Here is a 20,440-nt window from a genome sequence, read left to right as displayed (position 1 = left end):
ATATGTTGTCGTCGAGTGGGCGGGCGAGTGTATCGGATCACGGCGCGGCGAGCACCAGCGAGGTCTGTAGCGCCTCGCCGTCGCGCAGATAATCGACCCGCACCCGGTCGCCGGGGCGGTGGTTTTCCAGCACATTCATCAGGTCGTCGTAATTGCCGATGGGGTGGCCGTCAATACCCACGATCACATCCCCCAGCTGCCAGCCGCCGCGATCGCCGCGGTAAACCCCGCGCAACCCGGCTTGCTCCGCGGGCAGGCCCGGCGCGGTGCGCAATACCGCCACGCCCTTGAAGTCGTACTGGCTCGCCCACTGATCGGGCGCGGATTCGATGCCGAGGATCGGGCGCACCAGGCGGCCGTGGGCAATCAGCTCCGGCACGATCTTTTTCACCGTGTCCACCGGGATAGCAAAGCCGATCCCGACGCTGGCGCCACTCGGGCTGTAGATGGCGGTATTTACGCCGATCAGGCGCCCGCTGCTGTCCAGTAGCGGGCCGCCGGAGTTGCCGGGATTGATGGCCGCGTCCGTCTGGATCACATTGCGGATGGTGCGATTGCCGGCTGCCTCAATCTCGCGGCCCAGTGCGCTGACCACGCCGGTGGTGAGGGTGGTGTCGAGGCCAAAGGGATTGCCGATGGCGAGCACCTTGCGGCCTACCGCGAGCCCCGCTGAGTTACCCGGTACCAGAGGTTTCAGTAACTCCCGTGGTGCGCTGATCCTGACCACCGCCAGATCCTTTTCCGGGGCCGACCCCACCAGTTCGGCGGGCCACTCGCTGCGGTCCTGCAGGGTGATAGTAATTTTTCGCGCCTTTTCGATCACATGGTAATTGGTCACCACATGCCCCTGGTCATCCCAGATAAAGCCGCTCCCCGCGCCCTTGGGCACAGTGTGCAGGCGCAGGCTCCAGCGGTCCCGCACCAGGGTTTCGTTGGTCACATAGACCACGGACGGGCTGGCGAAGTTGAATACCTGCATGGTGTTCACTTCGTCGTCGGTGGCGAACTGGGGGGTACGCGATTCGGCCAGCGCTGAGAACGCCGGCGTAAGCAGCACAAGCAGGAGCGTGAGGGAGGAAAACTTGCGGGTAGCAGAGCGGAATGACATAGCCATGGGTGATTTCTGATCCGGTTTATCGTTCGACAGCCGGTCTGAAACTGGGACCGGCTGCGCTCGCGAAAGCGTTAACGGGCAGAATTTTGCAGCGCCAGAATCCGATCCTCAAGGGGCGGATGGCTGGCCAGCAGCGCAGCCATGCTGTTGCCGTAGATACCGAATGCCTTCATGTTGGCGGGCAGCGGCTCTTCGCGGCCTGCTTCCGATTCCGCCTTGATGCGCGCGAGTGCGGCGATCATGGCGTTGGGGCTGGCGAGGTGGGCACCGGCGGCATCCGCGCGGTATTCGCGGCGGCGGCTGAACCAGGCGACGATGACCATGGCAAATACACCGAACACCATGTCCATGACGATGGACGTGATGTAGTAGCCGATGCCGAGCCCCTGTTCATTGCGCAGCAGTACCCGATCGACGAAGAAACCCACGAGGCGGGCGAAGAACATCACAAAGGTATTTACCACGCCCTGAATCAGCGCCAGCGTCACCATATCCCCGTTGGCCACATGGCCAATTTCGTGGCCGATCACCGCGCGCGCTTCGTCGCGATTGAAACGTTGCAGCAACCCGGCGCTGACCGCGACCAGCGCATTGTTGCGGTTCCAGCCGGTGGCAAAGGCGTTGGCCTGGGGCATGGGGAAAATACCCACGTCCGGCATGCCGATACCGGCCTTCTGCGACAGCTCGCGCACCGTCTCCACCAGCCAGCGCTCATCCGCCGTTTGCGGTTGCTCGATAATCTGGGTGCGGGTGGACATGCGTGCGATGGTTTTCGACATCAACAGCGAAATCAACGCGCCGCCAATACCAAAAATCGCGCACATCAACAGCAGGCCCGGAAGGTTCAGATTGACGCCGTTGGCATCGAGAATCCCCTGAATACCCAGCAGGTTGAAAATAATACCGACCAGCAGCATGACGGCCAGGTTGGTCAGCAGGAAAAGCCCTATTCGCAGCATCAGCCTTCTCCAGAAAAGGTGGTTGTAAGTGTTGGTGTCGGTGAGAAATCCGGAACCATTTTAGTCCGAGTAAAAAAACGAATGGTTGGGAATCCAGTGCCGTGTCCGAGCGGGTATCCGCGCGTGACCGGGGCACCTGTATTCCGGATTTTAATAAGGTCGGGCGGCGCTGATTGCAAGGGCCCCGCGAGGATTTCCACCGCGTGTACATGACATTTTTTACAGGCACCTGACGGCACCCGAAAAATGAATCGGGCGTTGCCGGTGTTGCAAATAAAAAGTGGCGCGGCGGCGGGTGCGCCGTAAGCGGAATGAAAGGGTTTTGGGGTCAGGCGCTGTCTTTTCGCGAGAGTAACTGTTCCGCTTCGCTCACCAGGTTGGCCTTGAGGTCCGGGTCGAGATCGTTCCAGTGTATGTCGAGCAGTGCGCCCTGTAGCGCGTAGAGCAACACCCGGGAGACGTTGATGCCGCGACGCCGGATGCTGGCGAACGCTTCCACCGGGCCTACCCTGTGCAGATCTTCCAGGGAACGTATACCGATGGAGTGGAGAATATTCACAGAGGCAAGTCCCAGGTTTTTCAGTTTCAACAACTCTGATTGACTTGGGTGCATAAATTTCTTCCCTGAACTGTTGAGACTCTCTGGTTGCCAATCGCAACCGCATCCCGTTTCCGCTCGACGGAAAATACCGCCGGCGAACACAACCTGAATCCTTTTCCGTTTGACCCTCTTCGGGGCCAAACACAACAGGCGTGCAACATAGCACAAAAAAATAAAAGGCCAAACCGCGATCATCTCCGGAGAAAATGTTGCTTTGTCAGCCCGCGGCGCCCGCGCGGCAGTGCTGCCAGGGCGCCCGAAGCGTTATAGTGCCCGGGTGGCGCGGCCGCGGTGTATATCGACGCAGCGGTCTTTGATTGGCACATTTGTGCTATTTAGTCACATCTGCAGAAAAGCCTAGTCCTATTTCTCAGGTTTTGCTGTGAGCTTTTCCCAAGGAAATTTTCCAGAGGTATTTCGACCATGCACAGTCTCCTGCGTGACATGCTGTTCGGACTCAGTGATGCGCATGTAATTCTTGAGCCGGTCTCCGGGCAGCTGATGCACCCGGAGGCGCTCACCGCGTTTGACCAGTTGCGGCGCGACGCCCGCGACGCGGGCTTCCATCCGAAAGTGGTTTCGGGGTTTCGCAGTTTCGAACGCCAGCGCACTATCTGGAATGCCAAAGTCAGTGGCCAGCGGCCGCTACTCGACAGCGCGTGCCGTGAGCTGGACGTGACCTGTATGTCGCCAGAGGAGATCGTATTCGCTATATTGCGCTGGTCCGCGCTGCCCGGCGGATCGCGTCATCACTGGGGTACGGACTTCGATGTGATCGACGCCGCCGCGGTGGCGGAGGATTACCACGTGCAGTTGACGCCAGAGGAGGTTGCGGACGAGGGGGTTTTCGGTCCCTTCCACGTTTGGCTTGATCAGCGCATTGCCGAGGGGCGGAGCTACGGGCTGTTCCGTCCCTATGCCGAAGATCGCGGCGGCGTGGCCCCCGAGCGCTGGCATCTGAGTTACGCACCTCGGGCACGGGAGTTCCAGCAACTGCTGACCGGTGAGTTGCTGTGTGAGCAGCTTCAGCGCTGCCAGCAGGCCGGGGCGGGTGCGGAAGTAATGTTGTCGGCAATCGCCTGCGGCGCCATCGACGAAATCTTTGCGCGCTTTATTGCGGTGCCGGACGATGCCTACCCGGCCAATTTGCAGCGCCTCTAAGGGGTGTTTTCACCGCCCGCAGAAGGTTGAATACGGGAGTAGATGCCATCAACGTCAGTGAGCTGAACCATCGCGAAATCTGGTCCACCATGCGCGCGGAGGCGGCGGCGGCCGCTGCCGGCGAGCCGGTTCTGGCCAGTTATTTCCACAATACCGTGCTGCGCCACCGCAGTCTCGACCGCGCGCTGGCATACCAGCTGGCGTCGGTGCTGGATCACGCCGCGCTCACCGCCACTGCCCTGCAGGAAGTGATCGCCGCGGCGTTGACAGACGAACCGGAAATTTCCCGCTGTATGCAGGCGGACATATGCGCCTGGTACGACCGCGATCCCGCATGCGACCAATATCTCACCCCGTTTCTCTACTTCAAGGGCTTTCACGCCCTGCAGTCTCACCGCATTGCCCACTGGCTGTGGAAAAAAGGTCGGCACACACTGGCGCTGTACTTTCAGAGCCGCGTGTCGGAGCAGTTTGCTGTGGATATCCACCCCGCTGCCACGTTTGGCTGCGGCATCATGATCGACCACGCCACAGGCCTCGTGGTGGGGGAGACCAGTGTTGTTGGCGACGATGTCTCCATCCTGCACTCGGTCACTCTTGGCGGCAGTGGCTGTGGCGGCGGAGATCGCCACCCGAAAATTGGGCGGGGTGTAATGATCGGCGCCGGCGCCAAGATCCTGGGCCCGGTCGCTATCGGTGAAGGGGTCAAGATCGCCGCCGGCAGCCTGGTGCTGCGCGATGTTCCCGCGCACGCCACCGTGGCCGGGGTGCCGGCGCGTGTTGTTGCGGCAAAAAGTGTCGCCGCGCCCGCGTTCACCATGGACCAGACACTGGATTCCGAAGACTGAATCCGCTTGAATAGACCGCAGCAAACAATGACAAGCCGATCGCAGCGGCACCACTCTCGAGCGAGATTCTTGCATGTCTGATTCCACCTACAGTGTGATCTTCCGTGGCGATCTGCAGCCCGGATACACCGTCGCCGACGTCAAAGCCAATTTTGCGCGTCTGTTCAGACTTGGCCCCGCAGCGGTGGACAAACTGTTTAGCGGCCGCCCGCTGGCGATCAAGAAAGGGTTGCGACAGGCGCAGGCGGAACAGCTTGTGGCGACCCTGGCAAAGCTCGGTGCCCAGTCCTCGCTCAAGGCGGAAGCGGAGCCCGCGGTGGTTGCAAGGCCTGAGCCCGAGTCTGTACTCAAACCCGAATCTGGCGACAGACCGGTCGCCGCGCAGCCTTCTGCGGAATCGGGTCTCTCCCTGGCACCGATGGAGGGCTATCTGCTGCGGGAGCATGAGCGTGCCCGGCAGGAACCTGTGCAGGTGCCGGTCAGCCATCTGAGCCTTAAGCCGGCAGAGGGCAATCTGGTGGAATCCTCAGAGCGCAAGCAGGAGACCCCGCCGCCGGTGGCAGTACCCGATTGGAAACTGGCCAATCACATCACCGGCAAGGCGATATTCAAAGTACAGGACTGATTCTCCAGCGGCGCTCCCGGTCGACCGATTTTCTGCCATAGATTTTGCCGGCACAGCGAGTTGCCGGCGAGATCAGAATTCCATCTTCACGCCCACGGCGAAGCGGCGGCCATTTTCGTAAAGGCCCTGGGGTATGCCCGCGGCGCTGTGTATCCGTATCACCTCGTCGGTCAGATTGATCGCCTCGGCGGAAAACGCCAGCGTTTCCGACCAGCGCCACTGCGCGGTGGCATCCCACTGCTGGTACGCCGCGGTCTCACTCTGGGAGCCGGCGATGATCTCCCCGTAGGAGCGCGAGCGGTAGTTGTAGCTCAGGCGCGCGTCCAGGCGCGGGTTTTCGAAATACAGCGATGCGTTGAACTGGCTGCGCGAATTGCCCGGCAGTTCCAGTGTGCGGCTGCCGTCAGCGGAGGGCACGCTGGCGTCGGTGTAAGTGTAATTGCTGAGTATCCCCACGTTGCCGCTGAATCCCTGTTGCCACTGCAGTTCCAGCCCGCGAATGGTCGCACCCGGGCCGTTCTGCGGCCGGGTGATGTAGTGCAATTCGCCGTCGATCATTTCCGGGTTCACGTGCGGGTACACAAACGTGGAAATGTCTTTGTAAAACGCTGTGGCGGAAAGCAGCGAGGCGTCGGCGAAATACCATTCCAAGGCGAGATCCAGTTGATCCGCGCGATAGGGCTCCAGTTGCGGATTGCCCGCGGCGCCGTAACCGCTGGTGGGCTCGACGATGATATTGGGTGTCAGATCCTTGAAATTCGGCCGCGCCATAACCTGGGCGATGCCGACGCGCGCGAGCAGGCCCTCATCCATCCGGTACTGCAGATTGACACTCGGCAGCAGGTCCCTGTAGCGGTTGTCGGCATGGTGCAGCTGATCGCGATCGTAGGCACTGGCGCGCTGCCGGGTGCCGACGCCGCGCACACCGGCATTGCCCGCCCAGGCCCCGGCTTCGAAATCGATACTGGCGTAGGCGGCGAGGCTCTGTTCGCGAATACTGAAATACGCGCTGCGATCGTAGCGATAGCGCATGGCCCCATCGTCGAACAGCGGGTTGATGACCGACTGCAACAGTGCGGCGTCGGTGAGCGCATAGCGCACCAGCGTGTCGGCGCTGGCACTCTGGTCGCTGAGTGATGGACTGAGGCCGCCGCTCACCTGGTCCAGTCCGATGTTCTGCAGGGTTTGCCAGGCGGCGCTCTCGGTGTCGATTTCCCCCACGGTGAGATTGTTTTCCACGCGGTGGTTGCGGTACTTGAGGCCGAACCGGGCGTGCTGCAACCAGCCGTCTCCGAAATCCCGCTCCAGATCCCACTGCGCGTAATGCTCGCGGCTGTCCATGGCGCGCACCCAGTCCCGAGACAGCGGCGACAGATGGTCCAGCGCTGCGGGATTTTGCGGGTCCAGGTCGAGGTATTCGGCTTCCAGGATATTGCGGTCCAGATGAAAGCGCACCCGGCTATTGCCGGTGAAGCGGTACAGGCGATCGTGGCTGGTACCTCCGCGGGCACTGGTGTGGCCGAACTGCACATGGTTCTCCCACCGCTCGCCGCGGTGGCGGATATCCATATCGTTGACCGCGGTATCGATATACGCCTGACGCTGGATGCTGTCGAGAATCGCACCGACGCTGTCGGGATTGCCGAGGGTGCCGCCGGCGAGAATTTTGTGGCCGTCGTCACTGGTCAGGTATTCAGGATCGGTCACCGTCACTGCCGGTGTCTCGCTGAGCTTGTAGCCTCCGGGCGAGAACAGAAAATTGTGGTTGCGATTGTCGATGTCCATCTGCGAGCGCAGCAGGTTGAGCGCCAGATCCCAGCGGGCATCCGGTGCCCACTGGGCGGTGAGGTTGCTCGTGGTGTGACGGCGCTCCTGCTCGAGCATTGCGGAACCGCCGCCCCAGACCGCGTAGACCTTGTCGGTGACGGTGCCCTGGTCATCGGTAATCGTGTAGAGATTGTTGTCGGCAAAGGTTTCCAGACCGTCGCGACGACTGCCCCGGCGCTGCCAGTTCAGTGACGCCAGCAGGCCGAAGGTCTGAGCGTCGTTTTTCCAGCTGCCGAGGGCCGAGCCCTGGGGCGCCCAGTCACCCGCCAGCGCGCTGTACTGCTGTCCGGCAGACAGGTGCAGGGCGCGGCTTTCCATGTCCAGCGGTTTGCGTGTGCGCACGATCACCGTGCCGCCGATACTGCCCTCGTCGAGATCTGCGCGCGGGGTTTTGTGTACCTCGAGAGACTGCACCAGTTGCGAGGCGAGGGTGGCGTAGTTGAAACCGCGGCTCAGGTTGTCGTTTGCCCACCAGTAGGCCGAGGCCACATGCTGGCCATTCAACAGTGTGCGATTGATATCCTTGTCGGTGCCGCGGATGTTCACGTCCCGCCCTTCGCCCCATACCCGGTCCACGGAAACCCCGGCAATCCGCTGCAGGGCATCCGCCACATTGTGATCGGGAAACTTGCCGATATCTTCCGCGGTGGTGATTTCCACCAGATTCTCACTGGCGTATTTGGTGGCGAGACTCTGGCGCAGGCTGGTGCGAACGCCGGTTACATAGGTTTCCTCCAGAGGGCGCATTGGGTTGGCCGTCTCCTGCGGCGCTATCGCACTTGCGGAGTCCGCGGTGCCCGGCAGAGGTGCGCTGATCACCAGGGTGCGATTGTTGCCCAGACGGAAGTCGAGGCCGGTGTCGGCCAGTAACTGTGCGATGACCGCTCGCGGGCTGCCTTGCCCGCGGATCAATGGAGAAACTTGCGTCGGCAGCTGCTCCCTGCGGTAGAACAGCTGGACCCCGGCCTGTTCGGCGTACCGGGTGAGCGCCTGATGCAGGGGTTGAGCGGGCAGATCAAACGGGATGGTGTCGCGGGCAAACCACGCGGGATCGCTCGTTTCCGCTGTTGTCGTGTGCGGAAGCGCCGCCGGCAGGGCGCGGGCGGGAAGCACTGGCAGCAGTGCCTGCAGCAGAACCAGTGCAGGACCAATGCGCCTCAGTTCGGCGGCGATAGCTGTTTTGGTCATTATTATCGTTGGGCGGAAACCAGTCGTGGCGATTCGGGGTCGTTACCGCAGATCGGCAAAATACCTGATAATCGCCGGACGCCGCAAGGGAACTGCTGGTACGGGCCGGATGTGGGAAAGCTGGGACTGGCGCTTCGTCCGCACAAAAAAACAAACAAAAACTGGATAAATGTGTCGGGGTTTCGCTCCGCCTGTCGTTTACAGAAGTTATGGGTAAACGTTTGCGAACAAAACAGTTAAAGAGCGGTTGCGTGACCTCGGGGGGCCGGCGTGCGTAGTTTCAAGTTGCGGAACTTCAGGTCCGGCGCAGCGCTGCGGCTGGTCGAGCCGTCGCCGGTCGCGGACGCGTGTCGCGAGAACAGCGCCTTTATCGAAGCACTGTACAGTGAATATCACTCCGCACTCGGTCACTATGTCACCCGTATGTTGCCCGGCGGGCGCGAGGAGGCGGAAACCATCCTGCAGGAAACCTATATCAAACTGTTGCGCCTGCAGGATCTGCAACCCCTGCGGGAAAACCCCAGGGCCTATCTGTATACCGTGGCCACCAATCTGGTGCGCGACAGCCTGCGGCGCCAACTGCGCCGGAGGGCAGACCAGCACGAGAGTTTTGATGAGCAAGACCACGCGAGTTCGCAGGTATCACCCCAGGGCAGTGCCGAATGGCAACAGAGTCTGCAGCAACTGAAACAGTCCCTGCTCAGGCTCAAGCCGGTTACCCGCAAGGTATTCCTGCTGAGCCGTTTTGAAGAAATGACCTATCCGGAAGTGGCGGCGGCACTGTCCATCAGCACCCGCAGTGTCGAGCGCCACATGAGCACTGCCCTGAAGCACCTGCAGCAAGAATTGAACGAGTTGTTATGAGCCCAACGCACACGACGGATAAAGCCCCGCGCAAACTGGATGGCACCATTCGCGAACAGGCCGCAGACTGGCTTGCCAGGCAGCAGAGCGGCACCATGAGTGCCGCCGAGTCGGACGCGCTGGAGCATTGGCTGCAGGTGGATGGCCGGCACCGGCAGGCGTTTGCCCAATGCCAGCAGCTGGGCCTGATGACCGCGTTCCTGAAAGACGACCCAGAGCTGAATGCCGGTCTGCCGGAAATCCGCAAGGCGGTACGCCGGCGCTCCCGGTTCTACAGCCAGTGGCGCTGGGTGAGCGGTATTGCCGCGGTGGTACTGGTCGCTGTGGCCGCCCTGTTGGTGCGGGATTATTACGCGATTGATTACTACCAGACGGGTATTGGCGATCAGCGTGTAGTGCATCTCGAGGATGGCTCTACGCTGATGCTGAACACCGACAGCCGTGTGGGCGTACGCTACCGGCGCGCCCAGCGCGCCCTGTTTCTCGAACGCGGCGAAGCGTTTTTCATGGTGGCAAAAAATCCCTCACGTCCCTTTGTCGTCAATGTGCAGGGGTCCGAAGTGCGCGCTCTGGGAACCGCATTCAATGTTGCGCTGCAGGCGGGCAATGTGCGCGTGGCGGTGACACAGGGCGTGGTGGAGGTGCGCGCGCAGGATGCCGGCGGCGAGCCGCGGCAGCTGGCAAAAATGTTGCCGGGGCAGGGGGTTCGTTACACCGCTGCGCGCCCGGGTGACAACAGCGGCGTAATGCCGGTAAACCTGGAGCAGGTCACTGCCTGGCAGACCCGACGGATCTATTTTGACAACGAACGTCTGGAAGATGCCATTGCCGAATACAACCGCTACACCACGCGCAAAATGGTGCTGGTGGGCGATGCCCTGGCGGATCAGCGCATCAGCGGCGTATTCAATATAGGCGATGCCGACGGTCTCGCCTTTGCGCTGGAGCAGGGTTTTGGTGCCCGCATCAATAAAAATAACCAGCGCGTTCTGGTGCTCGAACCGCGCTAGCGGTTAGTGTTAAAACTCGCATCCAGCTTCTGTGGCGACGCTAACACCAGCACCTTCAGCCGCGCTGCGGCACACCAGCCGCAGCGCATTCACCGCTTTACTCATGGCTCTGCTTCCCGATTGCGAAAACCCGGCTATACGCCGGTGAGTCAACGGGCCCAGATATGGCCGGAAATTCAGTCGGGAATTCGCACCTGGCAGAGGCGGTTGCACAGCAGCCAGACGAACAGCACACCCAGGGCGCTCACTACCAGCGTGGTGAAAATATGCTTTGCCAGATTGGCCGCGGCCAGACCGCGCACCAGCGCGGGGGCGATGGTGGGATAGCTGTGGATGGCGACAAGCATCTGCAGGTTTTCCAGTATGTCAGACAGGGCGATGGCAAAGGGCAGTAACGCAAGGTATTTGAGTGGCGTATGCACCTGGCCGCAGGCCTTGATGAGCTGCACCATCAACAGTGCGTAGGCAAAGGCGTAGGCGACGGGGAACAGCATGTCCGGTACGCTCTCGTTAAAAAAATACAGCGCCCTGCCATCGCTGCCGATCGCGCCGAGAAAGTCTTCAATAGCATCGGCGGTCAGCCCCACCCGGATATCCAGAGGCTCCAGTGTTGCGCTGATCTCCGGATAAAAGACCAGCAGGATGATTGCCTGCAGGGTAAAGTTGAGCGCGAGAAAAAATCCCGCCTTTTTCCAGGACGCGTAGCGATAGAGCCAATGCATTTCGGAGCCATTGAATGAATTGAATATATGGTCACTTTACTGTGGGAGCGCATAAGTTGGGTATGAATCTGTGCGCTTCCGTTTGGAAATTCACTAAAGTGTGAAATTGTTTTGGGGTAAACGGCTAAAGGCGAATGAAAAATGGCGCCCGATGGGCGCCCTAAAAGGTGACAAGGTGATGCCTGTTGGAAAGTGGATTGTTCAGCGCGCCGTTGGTCAGTAACTGAGTCGTGCGCCCAGGCTGAAGCGCGCACCATTTTCGTAAAAACCCACCGGAATGCCGTCTGCGGTGCGCATATAGATAATCTCGTTGGTGAGATTCACTGCGGTCAGGAAAATATCCACATTGTCGTTCACCATCCAATTGGCGGTGGCATCCCACTGATCGTACTGGTCGGTTACCAGCTGGGAGCCGGAGGTCAGGCCGCCGTAGGATTCCGAACGCAGGTTGTAGGAAAGGCGCAGGCTGATTGCGTCATCTTCATAGTAGGCGGACGCATTGAACTGATCGCGGGAATTGCCCGGCAGTTCCAGCCGCGTGCCGTCTTCATTTACCGGAACCTTCGCATCGGTCCAGGTGTAGTTGGCCAGTGCACCGAAACCACTGCCGAAGTCGTGCTGTACCTGCAGTTCGATACCCTGGATATCCGCGCCCTTGTCGGCGTTATACGGGCGGGTGACGTTGATGTTCTGGCCGTCAATATTTTCAACCTGGGTATCCTGGAAAACAAACGTACTCAGATCCTTGTTGAAGTAGGTGGCGGCCAGCAGGCTGGCATCGTTGAAGTACCACTCCGCACCGATCTCAAACTGGTCGGCAAAAATCGGGTCCAGCATCGGGTTGCCGGCGGTGGCGGTGCCACTGGTGGCATTGATCACGATGTTGGAACTCAGATTCTGGAACGTCGGGCGGGCCATGGCGCGGGAGGCGGCGGCGCGCAGGATGATTTCCTCCGAGAGATCGTAAATCACGTTGACGCTCGGCAGCGCCTCGCGGTAACTGCGACCGACCGCGCCGCGCTCGCCGTCGATATACGCGTGAGAGGTCTGGTCGGTTTCCACCAGACGCACGCCGAAATTACCGTGCAGCTGTCCGCTTTCAAACTCCGCCTGGGCATAGGCCGCGGTAATTTCTTCGTTGATTTTGTAGTAGGCGCGCTGGTCTTTCGCATAGGTCATGACACCGGCATCCAGAATGCTGTCGACTTTTTGCTGCGCGAGACCGGCATCCAGAAATGCGTAGCGGGTCAGGGAACCCGAGGTGGCACCTTCGCCGTGCAGTACCGGGCTGGGGCCGCTGGACACATCGGCCAGCGTAATGGCGTTCAGCGCGGCCACCTGCTCGGCAATGTCCGGATTGTTCACGTCTACCGAGCCGTTCTGGCGGTTGTTCTCGATGGTGTGATCGCGCAGTTTCAGGCCGGTCTTGATGGCGGTGATGAAGCCGAGTTCTACATCGATGTTGGCGTCCGCCTGGAAATAGGTTTCCTCGTCTTCCATGATGCGAACCCAGTCGCGCAGGTTGGCTGCATTCAGATGCAGGGCGCTGCCATCCAGTGGATCTACGCCGGGGAAACTGAATTCATTGGTGTTCTTGTCGAAATTGAGATCTTCCGCGGCATTGCCTTCAAACCAGTAGTTGCGATCCTTGGTACTGCCGCCTTTGGCGTTGGTGTTGCCTGCCTGCAGGTGTAACTGCCAGCCGTCGCCGTCATAGTCTGCGGCGAAGTCCAGTACTTCGGATTCCACAAACGAGTCGCGCACAATAGGTTCATCCGCAACACCGATACTGTTCCGATTTTCGATCACACCGCCGACGAGGGCCTGGTTGCCATCGCTGGTGGGAATGAACACCGGGTTGGTGACCACATCCCCGTTCGGGATCTTGTAACCGCCCGCCACGAACAGGTAGTTCTGGTTGCTGTTGTCCATTTCCATATCGGAGGCGACGTAGTTCATAGCCAGGTCCCAGCGATCCGAGGGGCGGAACTGCACGGTAATATTCGCGGTATCCCGCTGGCGGTCCTGTTGGAAAATTGCGGAGCCGCCGCCCCAGGGCACATACACGTTCTCGGTCACGTTGCCGTTCTGGTCGGTAACGTTGTACAGGTCATTGGTAGGAAACACTTCAAGGCCATCGCGGCGCATGGTGCGCTGCTGGCTGTTGAACGAGGCCAGTACACCAAAGGTCTCGGTATTATTTTTCCAGCTCAGCAGACCGGATATCTGCGGGTCCCACTGGTCCGGCAGTTCGCTGTAGGTTCCCTCGGTGGAGAAGTTCACCGTCATCGGGTCGAGGTCCAGGGGATTGCGTGTGCGCACATTCACCATACCGCCGATGCTGCCCTCGTCGTGGCGGGCTTCCGGGCTCTTGTAGACTTCCAGCGCGGATACCAGCTCCGACGCGAGGATGGAGTAGTTGAAACCGCGGCTCGGATTGTCATTGGCCCACCAGTAGGCGGAAGCCACATTCTGGCCGTTCATCAGGGTGCGGTTGAGGGTGCTGTCGGTGCCGCGTACAAAAATATCGCGGCCTTCGCCCCAGATACGGTCCACAGACACGCCAGGTACGCGCTGCAGGGAATCGGCGACGTTTTTATCCGGGAATTTTCCGATGTCTTCTGAGCTGATCGCGTCCACGATGGATGTGGCATCGCGCTTGACGTCCAGCGACTGTTGCAGTGCGCCGCGAATGCCGGTCACCACAACTTCCTCCACGGTCTTGCCATCGGCCGCCTGTTCCTGTTGTTGCTCTTGGGCAGCGGCCCCTGCGGAAATCACCGCAATAGTGCCGGCGAGCAGTGTCTTGTGAAACAGCGCAGTGTGAGCACGCGATCTTTGCATGGGTTTCTCCATTCTTTTGTTATTTGGCATTTCGAATTTTTGTTATGTCAAAGCACGGCCGTTATTTATGGGAGCCGTAATTGGGTAAACGCCAGTGATGGAAATATCCCGACAGGAATTTTCAATTAGGTTTACGGAGGGAGATGAGAGTCGGTGGCGGCACCTTAGCCGCGAGTGCTGTGGTTATGGCGGACACGATGTCAAGGCACAAAAAAGCCGGCGTAAAGCCGGCTTTCGGGAGAGGAAGGCTGTGATCAGCCCTCTTCTTTCAGGTAACGCTCGCGGGAAGCCATAACCTCGGCGCGCGCGGCGTCGGCGTTGGCCCAGCCGTCTACCTTCACCCACTTACCGGCTTCCAGCTTCTTGTAGTTTTCGAAGTAGTGCTCGATCTGCTTGATCAGCAGCTCCGGCAGATCGCTGATTTCCTGCACGTGGTCGTACAGTTTGGTCAGCTTGGTGTGGGGTACCGCCAGCAGTTTGGCGTCTACGCCGGATTCGTCGGTCATGTTCAGTACACCAACCACGCGGGAGCGGATCACGGAGCCAACCATTACCGGATAGGGCGCTACTACCAGCACGTCCAGGGGGTCGCCGTCTTCAGACAGGGTCTGGGGTACGTAGCCGTAGTTGGCCGGGTAGAACATGGGGGTGGCTACGAAACGGTCTACGAATACCGCGTCGGCGTCCTTGTCGATTTCATACTTGATCGGCGCGTGGTTGGCGGGGATCTCGATGATGACGTTGATGTCGTTGGGCAGGTCTTTGCCCGGGGAAACCTTATCGAAGCTCATTGCTGGTCCTGGCTAAATAGTGAACAAGTTGATGGGTGAAAATTTGGAGCGCGGATTATATACCCTGAGCGGGCGCTAACATAGCCGGCGCGATTTATGACTAATGAACGCGCCATTTGGGAAATTTTGTGGCGGTGTCAATCCCAGGACCGACCCCGATATCGGCGCCTTCACCCACAACTTTTGCGTGTGTCGACTAAGCTCAAGGCAGGATTCCGCCCGCCGCACGCAGGCGACGGTCCGGTCACAATAATGGAGCCCCTCATGGACGAGTCCACCGAACTGCCGTCGTCGCCGCCGGCCGCTTTTGCCTCCAGTTCCCCGGTGTCTCAGGCCGGTTCTACCCTCAGCCCGCGCCAGGTGCAGTCCGTTGCCGATGCGCGACGCATTGTTGAGGCCCGCGGCCTCAGCCACGTGAAGGTGGGGTTGTTCGATAACGACGGCGTGATGCGCGGCAAGTACATGAGCCGCGAGAAGTTCTTCTCCGCCCTCGACAAGGGCTTTGCGTTCTGCGATGTGGTGTTGGGCTGGGATGTTCAGGACCAGCAGTACGACAATACCCGCTACACCGGCTGGCATACGGGATACCCGGATGCGCCGGTGCGCATTCTGCCCCACACCTGTCGCGAGGTGCCGTTTGAAGACGGCATGCTGCTGTTTCTGGCGGAGTTCGAGGGCGCGGCGGAGTCGGTGTGTCCGCGCGCATTGTTGCGGCGGGTGATCGCGCGCTGCGAGCAGGCGGGCTTTGCCCCCTACGCGGCGCTCGAGTACGAATTTTTTGTGTTCGACGAAACCCCGGACACGGCCCGCGCCAAGGGTTACCGCAACCTCAAACCCTTTACCCCCGGCTGGTTCGGTTACTCGATGATCCGCAATTCGGTGCACGCGGATCTGTACCACGAAATTCTCGCGCTGGCAGAGCGCATGGACTTCCCCATCGAGGGGCTGCATACGGAAACCGGCCCCGGGGTACTGGAAGCGGCCATCGCCGTGGACGAAGCGGCAGCGGCGGCGGACAAGGCGGCGCTGTTCAAGACGTTTATCAAGGTGCTGGCGGAGCGGCGCGGGCTGATGGCGACGTTTATGGCCAAGTGGTCCAACGACTACCCCGGCCAGAGCGGGCACATCCATCTCTCCCTGCGCAATAAGAGTGACAACACGTCGGCGTTTTTTGCCGAGGGCCAGCCGCATTCCATGAGCGATACCCAGCGACATTTTCTCGCCGGCCAGCAGCGGCTGATGCCGGAACTGCTGTGCATGGTTGCCCCCACGATCAACAGTTACCGGCGCATGATTCCCGGTTTCTGGGCGCCCACCCACGCCACCTGGGGGGTGGAAAACCGTACGGCCGCACTGCGGGTAATTCCCGGCGGGGATAAATCCCAGCGCCAGGAATACCGCCTGGGCGCGGCCGATGCCAATCCCTACCTCGCACTCGCCGTGGCACTCGGCTCCGGTCTCTACGGGGTGGAGCAGGGTTGGGAGCCGGGAGAACCGGTGGAGGGGAATGCCTACGCGGTAGAGCAGCCGGAAGAGCTCGCACTGCCGCGCACCCTGTGGGATGCCGCGCAACGCCTGAAGCAGTCTCAAGCCGCGCGGGAACTGTTCGGGGATGCCTTTGTGGATCACTTCGCCGCGAGCCGCGAGTGGGAGGAGCGCGAATTCCGCAAACATATCGGCGACTGGGAGTTGCAACGCTACTTCGAGATCATTTAAAGCGAATTTCCAACAACCCAATAATTCCATGCAAAAACTCCAATGTATTTCCCCCATCGACAACAGCGTTTATGTCGAGCGCCCGCTGGCCACGGACTATGAAATCCAAAACGCCCTGAACAATGCGCAGCGCGCACAGCTGGGCTGGAAACAGGTACCGGTGGCCGAGCGCGCGGCGCTGGTGCGTGCGGCGGTGAATATTCTGCAGCGGAAAAAAGCCGAGCTTGCCAGGGAAATCTGCTGGCAGATGGGCCGGCCCATCGCCTACGCCGGTGGTGAGATAGACGGCCTGGCGGAGCGCGCGCTCTATATGGCAGTGCTTGCGGAATCCCTTGAAGGTCCACTGAGCGACATCCAATTGCCGGAAAAACCCGACTTCAGGCGGTTTATCCGCCGCGAACCACTGGGCACGGCTTTCGTCATCGCGCCGTGGAATTACCCCTACCTCACCGCCATCAACGCGGTGGTGCCGGCACTGCTGGCCGGCAACAGCGTCATTCTCAAACACTCAGCGCAGACGCCGCTGTGTGCCGAGCGGCTGGTGGAAGCCTTCGCAGAGGCGGGAGTGTCACCGGGGGTATTCCAATACCTGCATCTGGATCATCGCGACGCCGAGCAGATGGTGATCAATGGCGGTGTGCAGCATGTGGCCTTTACCGGTTCAGTGGCCGGTGGCGCGGCGGTGGAAACAGCGGCTGCCGGGCGCTTTCTCTCCGTGGGGCTCGAACTTGGCGGCAAGGATCCGGCCTATGTGCGCGCCGACGCGGATCTGGAATACGCCGTTGCGTCGGTGGTGGACGGAGCTTTTTTCAACTCTGGCCAGTCCTGCTGCGGTATCGAGCGGCTGTATGTGCATCGGGATCTGTACAGCGAATTTGTGCAAAGGGCGGTGGCGCTGATCTACAAATACCGCCTCGGCCGCCCGGACGAAACGGAGACGACCCTCGGCCCGCTGGTGCGGGCCAGTGCCGCGGACTTTGTGCGCGACCAGATCGACGAAGCGCTAGCTCAGGGCGCGCAGGCCCATATCGACGGCAGTGAATTCGCATTGGACCGGCGCGGCAGTGCGTACATGGCGCCCCAGCTGCTCACTAACGTCAATCACTCCATGCGGGTGATGAGTGAGGAATCCTTCGGCCCAGTGCTGGGCGTGATGCCGGTGGCGGACGACGCGGAAGCGCTGGCACTGATGAACGACTCGGAATACGGCCTCACCGCAGCGATCTATTCCGCCGACGAGCAAGCCGCACTGGCCATGGGCGATCAGTTGCAAACCGGCACGGTGTTTTTGAATCGCTGTGACTATCTCGACCCGGCGCTCGCGTGGACCGGAGTGAAAAATTCCGGGCGTGGCTGCACCTTGTCCGGTGTCGGCTTCGAGCATCTCACGCGCCCGAAATCCTTCCACTTCAAGCTCAGACCCTGAAGGTCACCATGTCGAAAAGCCCTTTTTTCACCAACTGGAATTATCCCACCGCCATGCGCGTGGGGCCCGGGCGCATTGCCGAACTGCCGCAGCTGTGCCGGGAAATGGGCATGGCCACGCCCATGCTGGTCACCGACCCGGGGCTGGTGGCGCTGCCGATGGTACAGGCGGTGGTGGAGCGATGCCTGGTAGCGGGTGTGCCACTGACGGTGTTCAGCGAGATAAAAGGCAACCCCACCGGCAAGAACGTGAGCGATGGTGTCGCGGTGTTGAAGGCGCACGGTTGCGACGGGGTGATTGCCATGGGCGGTGGCTCGGCGCTGGATGCGGGCAAGGCCATTGCGCTGATGGTGGGGCAGACCCATTCTCTCTGGGATTTCGAAGATGTGGGGGACAATTACCTCAAGGTGAACACCCACGGCATGGTGCCGGTGATTGCCGTGCCCACCACTGCCGGCACCGGCTCGGAAGTAGGGCGCTCGTCGGTGATCACCGATGAAAGTGCCAAGCTGAAAAAAATTATTTTCCACCCGCGCATGCTGCCGGACATCGTACTGCTGGATCCGGAACTTACTCTCGGCTTGCCGGCACCGATTACCGCCGCCACGGGCATGGATGCACTGTCACACAATCTGGAAGCCTACTGTGCGCCAAACTTCCACCCCATGGCGGAGGGGATCGCACTTGAGGCCATGCGTCTGATCAGTGTGTACCTGCCCCGCGCCGTGGCCGATGGCAATGACCTGGAAGCGAGGATGCAGATGCTGGCGGCGTCCAGTATGGGGGCCACCGCATTCCAGCGTGGGCTCGGCGCCATGCACGCGCTGGCGCATCCCCTCGGAGCCCTTTACGACAAGCACCACGGTCTGCTGAATGCGATTTTGATGCCCTATGTATTGTGCGCCAACCGCACAGCCATTGAAGAGCCCATGAGCCGGCTGTCGCGCTACCTGTCGCTGCCCTCGGCGGGTTTTTCCGGCGTGTTGGACTGGGTGTTGTTTCTGCGACGGGACTTCGGCATTCCACACGGGTTGGCGGACATCGGCATCGGCGACGGGGACGCGGATCTGGTTGCGCAGATGGCCGCCGCCGATCCATCCGCGCCGGGCAATCCGCTGCCTTTCAGCGCGGATGCCTATCGGGAAATATTCCTGAACGCCTGCCGAGGGGTCCTCTGCGAGGCATAGAGTAACCCCCGGTTTTGTGTTCAGGTCGTCATCGCCGGCGCGCAGGAATTACTTGTCCGATATCTGCGACGGTGTGTTCGCGTTCTGTATCAGCCGCTGATAAAAACCTGTGGCCTTCACCATGTTGTCGATACTGATACGCTCGTTGGTGCCGTGGAAACCGTGCACGTCCTCGCGGGTCACCAGCATGGGGTTGAAGCGGTAATTGTTGTCGGCAATTTCCTGGTAGCGCTGGCTGTCGGTGCCCGCAATGGTCAGGCCGGGAGCGGTAATCACCGGGCCGAACAGCGCGCGGGTGGTATCCGCCACCAAATGAAATCCGTGCGCTTCATCGCTGGATACCCGGGAAGCGGCATCGCCCCGGCGGACTTCGATTTTTACGCGCTCGTCGTCAATGACCTGTTCCAGGTGCTGCAGTACATCGTCGATACTGTCCCGCGGGTGCAGGCGGAAGTTCACCGTCGCGATGGCCTCGATGGGTAGCACATTTTCCTTCACGCTGGCGGAAAGCATAGTGGGTGCCGTGGTGGTGCGCAGCATGGCTGCGGTGCTGTTCTGCTTTTCCAGCGCCGCTTCAATGCCGCGTCCAAACAACCATTGGTTGGCGAACATCAGGCGTTTTTCAAAGGGCATGTGGCGCGCGGCGGCGTCGAACAGTTTCTGGCTGAGACCCTCCAGCCCCCCGGGCATTGGATGCTGATTCAGTCGCACCAGGGCGCGCGCGAGAACATCCACTGCGGTTTCCGGCGGCGGCATGGAAGAATGGCCGCCCTGGCCCGATGCCACCAGATCCACCGTGAGGTAACCCTTTTCCGCCACATTGATGCTGGCGATCGGGGACTCCACTCCGGGAATGAATCCGTGCAACAGGAATGAGCCTTCATCCAGGCTCCAGTCCAGCTGAACACCGTCACTTTTCAGTTTTTTCACCACCGCAGCCGTGCCGCTTTCACCGCCTGTTTCTTCGTCGCTGGTGAGGCTGATGTACACCGTGCGCTCGGGCTGATAGCCCTGTTTCAGCAATCCGGTGGCCGCCTCCATCAGGGCGATGGCGGCGCCCTTGTCGTCCAGTGTGCCGCGGCCCCAGATATGTGTGTCGTCCACCGCACCGGCGTAAGGCGGATGTTGCCATTCATCCTCGGTACCGGGGATGACCGGCACCACGTCGTAGTGGGCGGAGAGCAGAATGGGGGGGAGCGCGCTGTTCCTGCCGGGCCAGGTGAATAGCAGGGAGAATTCCTGGCCGTCCTTTGTGCCCAGTTTTTGCGGCGGTATAGCCGCGTGCACTTCCGGATAGGTTGCCGCCAGCCAAGTGATGAAATTGCGGAATTCCTGTTGGGTTTCGTGCTGGTTCAGCTGCGCCGACACAGTGCGGAAGCGTATTGCCTCAGACAGGTGCGCGGCGATGGCGCGGCCGTCGAGATCCGGCGATTCGGGGGTGACATTGGCCAGCGGTGGCGCCGTGAAACCGAGGGTGCGGATCACAATCACCGACGCGAGGGTCAGGGTCGCGATGCCAACGCCGATCAGGCAGCGGTTGATCAAGTTGTTTTTCAT

General features: G+C 60.7%; 16 protein-coding genes. 8 read left to right on the top strand and 8 right to left on the bottom strand.

Annotation, left to right across the window (positions count from 1 at the left end):
• Positions 1 to 37 precede the first annotated feature (37 nt).
• From FDY93_RS12180 to FDY93_RS12170, 3 genes are all read right to left on the bottom strand, one after another.
• Positions 38 to 1,114, bottom strand: a complete 1,077-nt coding sequence (locus tag FDY93_RS12180; RefSeq protein ID WP_138236036.1) for a S1C family serine protease — start codon at positions 1,112 to 1,114, stop codon at positions 38 to 40.
• A gap of 71 nt (positions 1,115 to 1,185) precedes the next feature.
• The gene (gene htpX / locus FDY93_RS12175; RefSeq protein WP_138236035.1) at positions 1,186 to 2,073 is read right to left on the bottom strand and encodes a protease HtpX; all 888 of its coding nucleotides are present in this window, start codon (positions 2,071 to 2,073) and stop codon (positions 1,186 to 1,188) included.
• A gap of 328 nt (positions 2,074 to 2,401) precedes the next feature.
• Positions 2,402 to 2,686: a TfoX/Sxy family protein gene (locus tag FDY93_RS12170; protein ID WP_138236034.1), complete on the bottom strand. Its 285-nt coding sequence runs from the start codon at positions 2,684 to 2,686 to the stop codon at positions 2,402 to 2,404.
• A 411-nt stretch (positions 2,687 to 3,097) separates the two neighbouring features.
• Here FDY93_RS12170 and FDY93_RS12165 point away from each other — a divergent pair, with 411 nt between their 5' ends.
• The 3 genes from FDY93_RS12165 to FDY93_RS12155 all read left to right on the top strand — a co-directional run bounded on the left by FDY93_RS12165 (position 3,098) and on the right by FDY93_RS12155 (position 5,308).
• Complete coding sequence (locus tag FDY93_RS12165) at positions 3,098 to 3,835, top strand: M15 family metallopeptidase (RefSeq protein WP_138236033.1); 738 nt, start codon at positions 3,098 to 3,100, stop codon at positions 3,833 to 3,835.
• 26 nt (positions 3,836 to 3,861) lie between these two features.
• The gene (cysE, locus tag FDY93_RS12160) at positions 3,862 to 4,683 is read left to right on the top strand and encodes a serine O-acetyltransferase (RefSeq protein ID WP_240914113.1); all 822 of its coding nucleotides are present in this window, start codon (positions 3,862 to 3,864) and stop codon (positions 4,681 to 4,683) included.
• Between the two features lie 73 nt (positions 4,684 to 4,756).
• Positions 4,757 to 5,308, top strand: coding sequence for a hypothetical protein (locus FDY93_RS12155; RefSeq protein ID WP_138236032.1), 552 nt, complete (start codon positions 4,757 to 4,759; stop codon positions 5,306 to 5,308).
• Between the two features lie 72 nt (positions 5,309 to 5,380).
• On the opposite strand, the gene FDY93_RS12150 is transcribed toward FDY93_RS12155, so the two are convergent.
• Positions 5,381 to 8,323 (bottom strand): TonB-dependent receptor, encoded by a 2,943-nt coding sequence (locus tag FDY93_RS12150; protein WP_138236031.1) that lies wholly within the window; start codon positions 8,321 to 8,323, stop codon positions 5,381 to 5,383.
• Positions 8,324 to 8,593: 270 nt separating this feature from the next.
• On the opposite strand from FDY93_RS12150, the gene FDY93_RS12145 reads away from it, so the two are divergent.
• Positions 8,594 to 9,187, top strand: a complete 594-nt coding sequence (locus FDY93_RS12145) for an RNA polymerase sigma factor (RefSeq protein ID WP_138236030.1) — start codon at positions 8,594 to 8,596, stop codon at positions 9,185 to 9,187.
• Positions 9,184 to 10,197, top strand: coding sequence for a FecR family protein (locus FDY93_RS12140; RefSeq protein WP_138236029.1), 1,014 nt, complete (start codon positions 9,184 to 9,186; stop codon positions 10,195 to 10,197). Before FDY93_RS12145 ends, FDY93_RS12140 begins: the two co-directional genes overlap by 4 nt.
• A gap of 176 nt (positions 10,198 to 10,373) precedes the next feature.
• Here FDY93_RS12140 and FDY93_RS12135 read toward each other — a convergent pair whose 3' ends face one another.
• From FDY93_RS12135 to ppa, 3 genes are all read right to left on the bottom strand, one after another.
• Entirely contained in the window at positions 10,374 to 10,919 is a 546-nt protein-coding gene (locus FDY93_RS12135; RefSeq protein ID WP_138236028.1) for a hypothetical protein, read from the bottom strand.
• Positions 10,920 to 11,135: 216 nt separating this feature from the next.
• Positions 11,136 to 13,763 carry a TonB-dependent receptor gene (locus FDY93_RS12130; protein WP_138236027.1) on the bottom strand — a complete coding sequence of 876 codons (2,628 nt, stop codon included), beginning with the start codon at positions 13,761 to 13,763 and terminating at the stop codon, positions 11,136 to 11,138.
• A gap of 254 nt (positions 13,764 to 14,017) precedes the next feature.
• The gene (gene ppa / locus FDY93_RS12125) at positions 14,018 to 14,554 is read right to left on the bottom strand and encodes an inorganic diphosphatase (RefSeq protein WP_138236026.1); all 537 of its coding nucleotides are present in this window, start codon (positions 14,552 to 14,554) and stop codon (positions 14,018 to 14,020) included.
• A 264-nt stretch (positions 14,555 to 14,818) separates the two neighbouring features.
• On the opposite strand from ppa, the gene FDY93_RS12120 reads away from it, so the two are divergent.
• Genes FDY93_RS12120 through FDY93_RS12110 form a run of 3 tightly spaced genes read left to right on the top strand, consistent with a single transcriptional unit; the run spans position 14,819 to position 18,883 of the window.
• The gene (locus tag FDY93_RS12120; protein WP_138236025.1) at positions 14,819 to 16,270 is read left to right on the top strand and encodes a glutamine synthetase family protein; all 1,452 of its coding nucleotides are present in this window, start codon (positions 14,819 to 14,821) and stop codon (positions 16,268 to 16,270) included.
• 28 nt (positions 16,271 to 16,298) lie between these two features.
• Positions 16,299 to 17,696, top strand: a complete 1,398-nt coding sequence (locus tag FDY93_RS12115; protein WP_138236024.1) for an aldehyde dehydrogenase family protein — start codon at positions 16,299 to 16,301, stop codon at positions 17,694 to 17,696.
• Between the two features lie 8 nt (positions 17,697 to 17,704).
• Positions 17,705 to 18,883 (top strand): iron-containing alcohol dehydrogenase, encoded by a 1,179-nt coding sequence (locus tag FDY93_RS12110; protein ID WP_138236023.1) that lies wholly within the window; start codon positions 17,705 to 17,707, stop codon positions 18,881 to 18,883.
• 48 nt (positions 18,884 to 18,931) lie between these two features.
• On the opposite strand, the gene FDY93_RS12105 is transcribed toward FDY93_RS12110, so the two are convergent.
• The gene (locus FDY93_RS12105; RefSeq protein ID WP_220446184.1) at positions 18,932 to 20,440 is read right to left on the bottom strand and encodes a M20 family peptidase; all 1,509 of its coding nucleotides are present in this window, start codon (positions 20,438 to 20,440) and stop codon (positions 18,932 to 18,934) included.

The sequence above is a fragment of the Microbulbifer harenosus genome, assembly GCF_005771435.1.
Classification (GTDB): Bacteria; Pseudomonadota; Gammaproteobacteria; order Pseudomonadales; family Cellvibrionaceae; genus Microbulbifer; species Microbulbifer harenosus.
Note: the sequence above shows the minus strand (reverse complement) of the source record. Positions and strands in the feature narration are given on the sequence as shown.

What these genes read in the sequence shown, in the direction of transcription:
- FDY93_RS12105 (WP_220446184.1), bottom strand. Translation starts at nt 20,440, where the DNA reads ATGAAAAACAACTTGATCAACCGCTGCCTGATCGGCGTTGGCATCGCG.
- FDY93_RS12110 (WP_138236023.1), top strand. Translation starts at nt 17,705, where the DNA reads ATGTCGAAAAGCCCTTTTTTCACCAACTGGAATTATCCCACCGCCATG.
- FDY93_RS12135 (WP_138236028.1), bottom strand. Translation starts at nt 10,919, where the DNA reads ATGCATTGGCTCTATCGCTACGCGTCCTGGAAAAAGGCGGGATTTTTT.
- FDY93_RS12120 (WP_138236025.1), top strand. Translation starts at nt 14,819, where the DNA reads ATGGACGAGTCCACCGAACTGCCGTCGTCGCCGCCGGCCGCTTTTGCC.
- ppa (WP_138236026.1), bottom strand. Translation starts at nt 14,554, where the DNA reads ATGAGCTTCGATAAGGTTTCCCCGGGCAAAGACCTGCCCAACGACATC.
- FDY93_RS12130 (WP_138236027.1), bottom strand. Translation starts at nt 13,763, where the DNA reads ATGCAAAGATCGCGTGCTCACACTGCGCTGTTTCACAAGACACTGCTC.
- htpX (WP_138236035.1), bottom strand. Translation starts at nt 2,073, where the DNA reads ATGCTGCGAATAGGGCTTTTCCTGCTGACCAACCTGGCCGTCATGCTG.
- FDY93_RS12115 (WP_138236024.1), top strand. Translation starts at nt 16,299, where the DNA reads ATGCAAAAACTCCAATGTATTTCCCCCATCGACAACAGCGTTTATGTC.
- FDY93_RS12140 (WP_138236029.1), top strand. Translation starts at nt 9,184, where the DNA reads ATGAGCCCAACGCACACGACGGATAAAGCCCCGCGCAAACTGGATGGC.
- FDY93_RS12165 (WP_138236033.1), top strand. Translation starts at nt 3,098, where the DNA reads ATGCACAGTCTCCTGCGTGACATGCTGTTCGGACTCAGTGATGCGCAT.
- FDY93_RS12155 (WP_138236032.1), top strand. Translation starts at nt 4,757, where the DNA reads ATGTCTGATTCCACCTACAGTGTGATCTTCCGTGGCGATCTGCAGCCC.
- FDY93_RS12180 (WP_138236036.1), bottom strand. Translation starts at nt 1,114, where the DNA reads ATGGCTATGTCATTCCGCTCTGCTACCCGCAAGTTTTCCTCCCTCACG.
- FDY93_RS12170 (WP_138236034.1), bottom strand. Translation starts at nt 2,686, where the DNA reads ATGCACCCAAGTCAATCAGAGTTGTTGAAACTGAAAAACCTGGGACTT.
- FDY93_RS12150 (WP_138236031.1), bottom strand. Translation starts at nt 8,323, where the DNA reads ATGACCAAAACAGCTATCGCCGCCGAACTGAGGCGCATTGGTCCTGCA.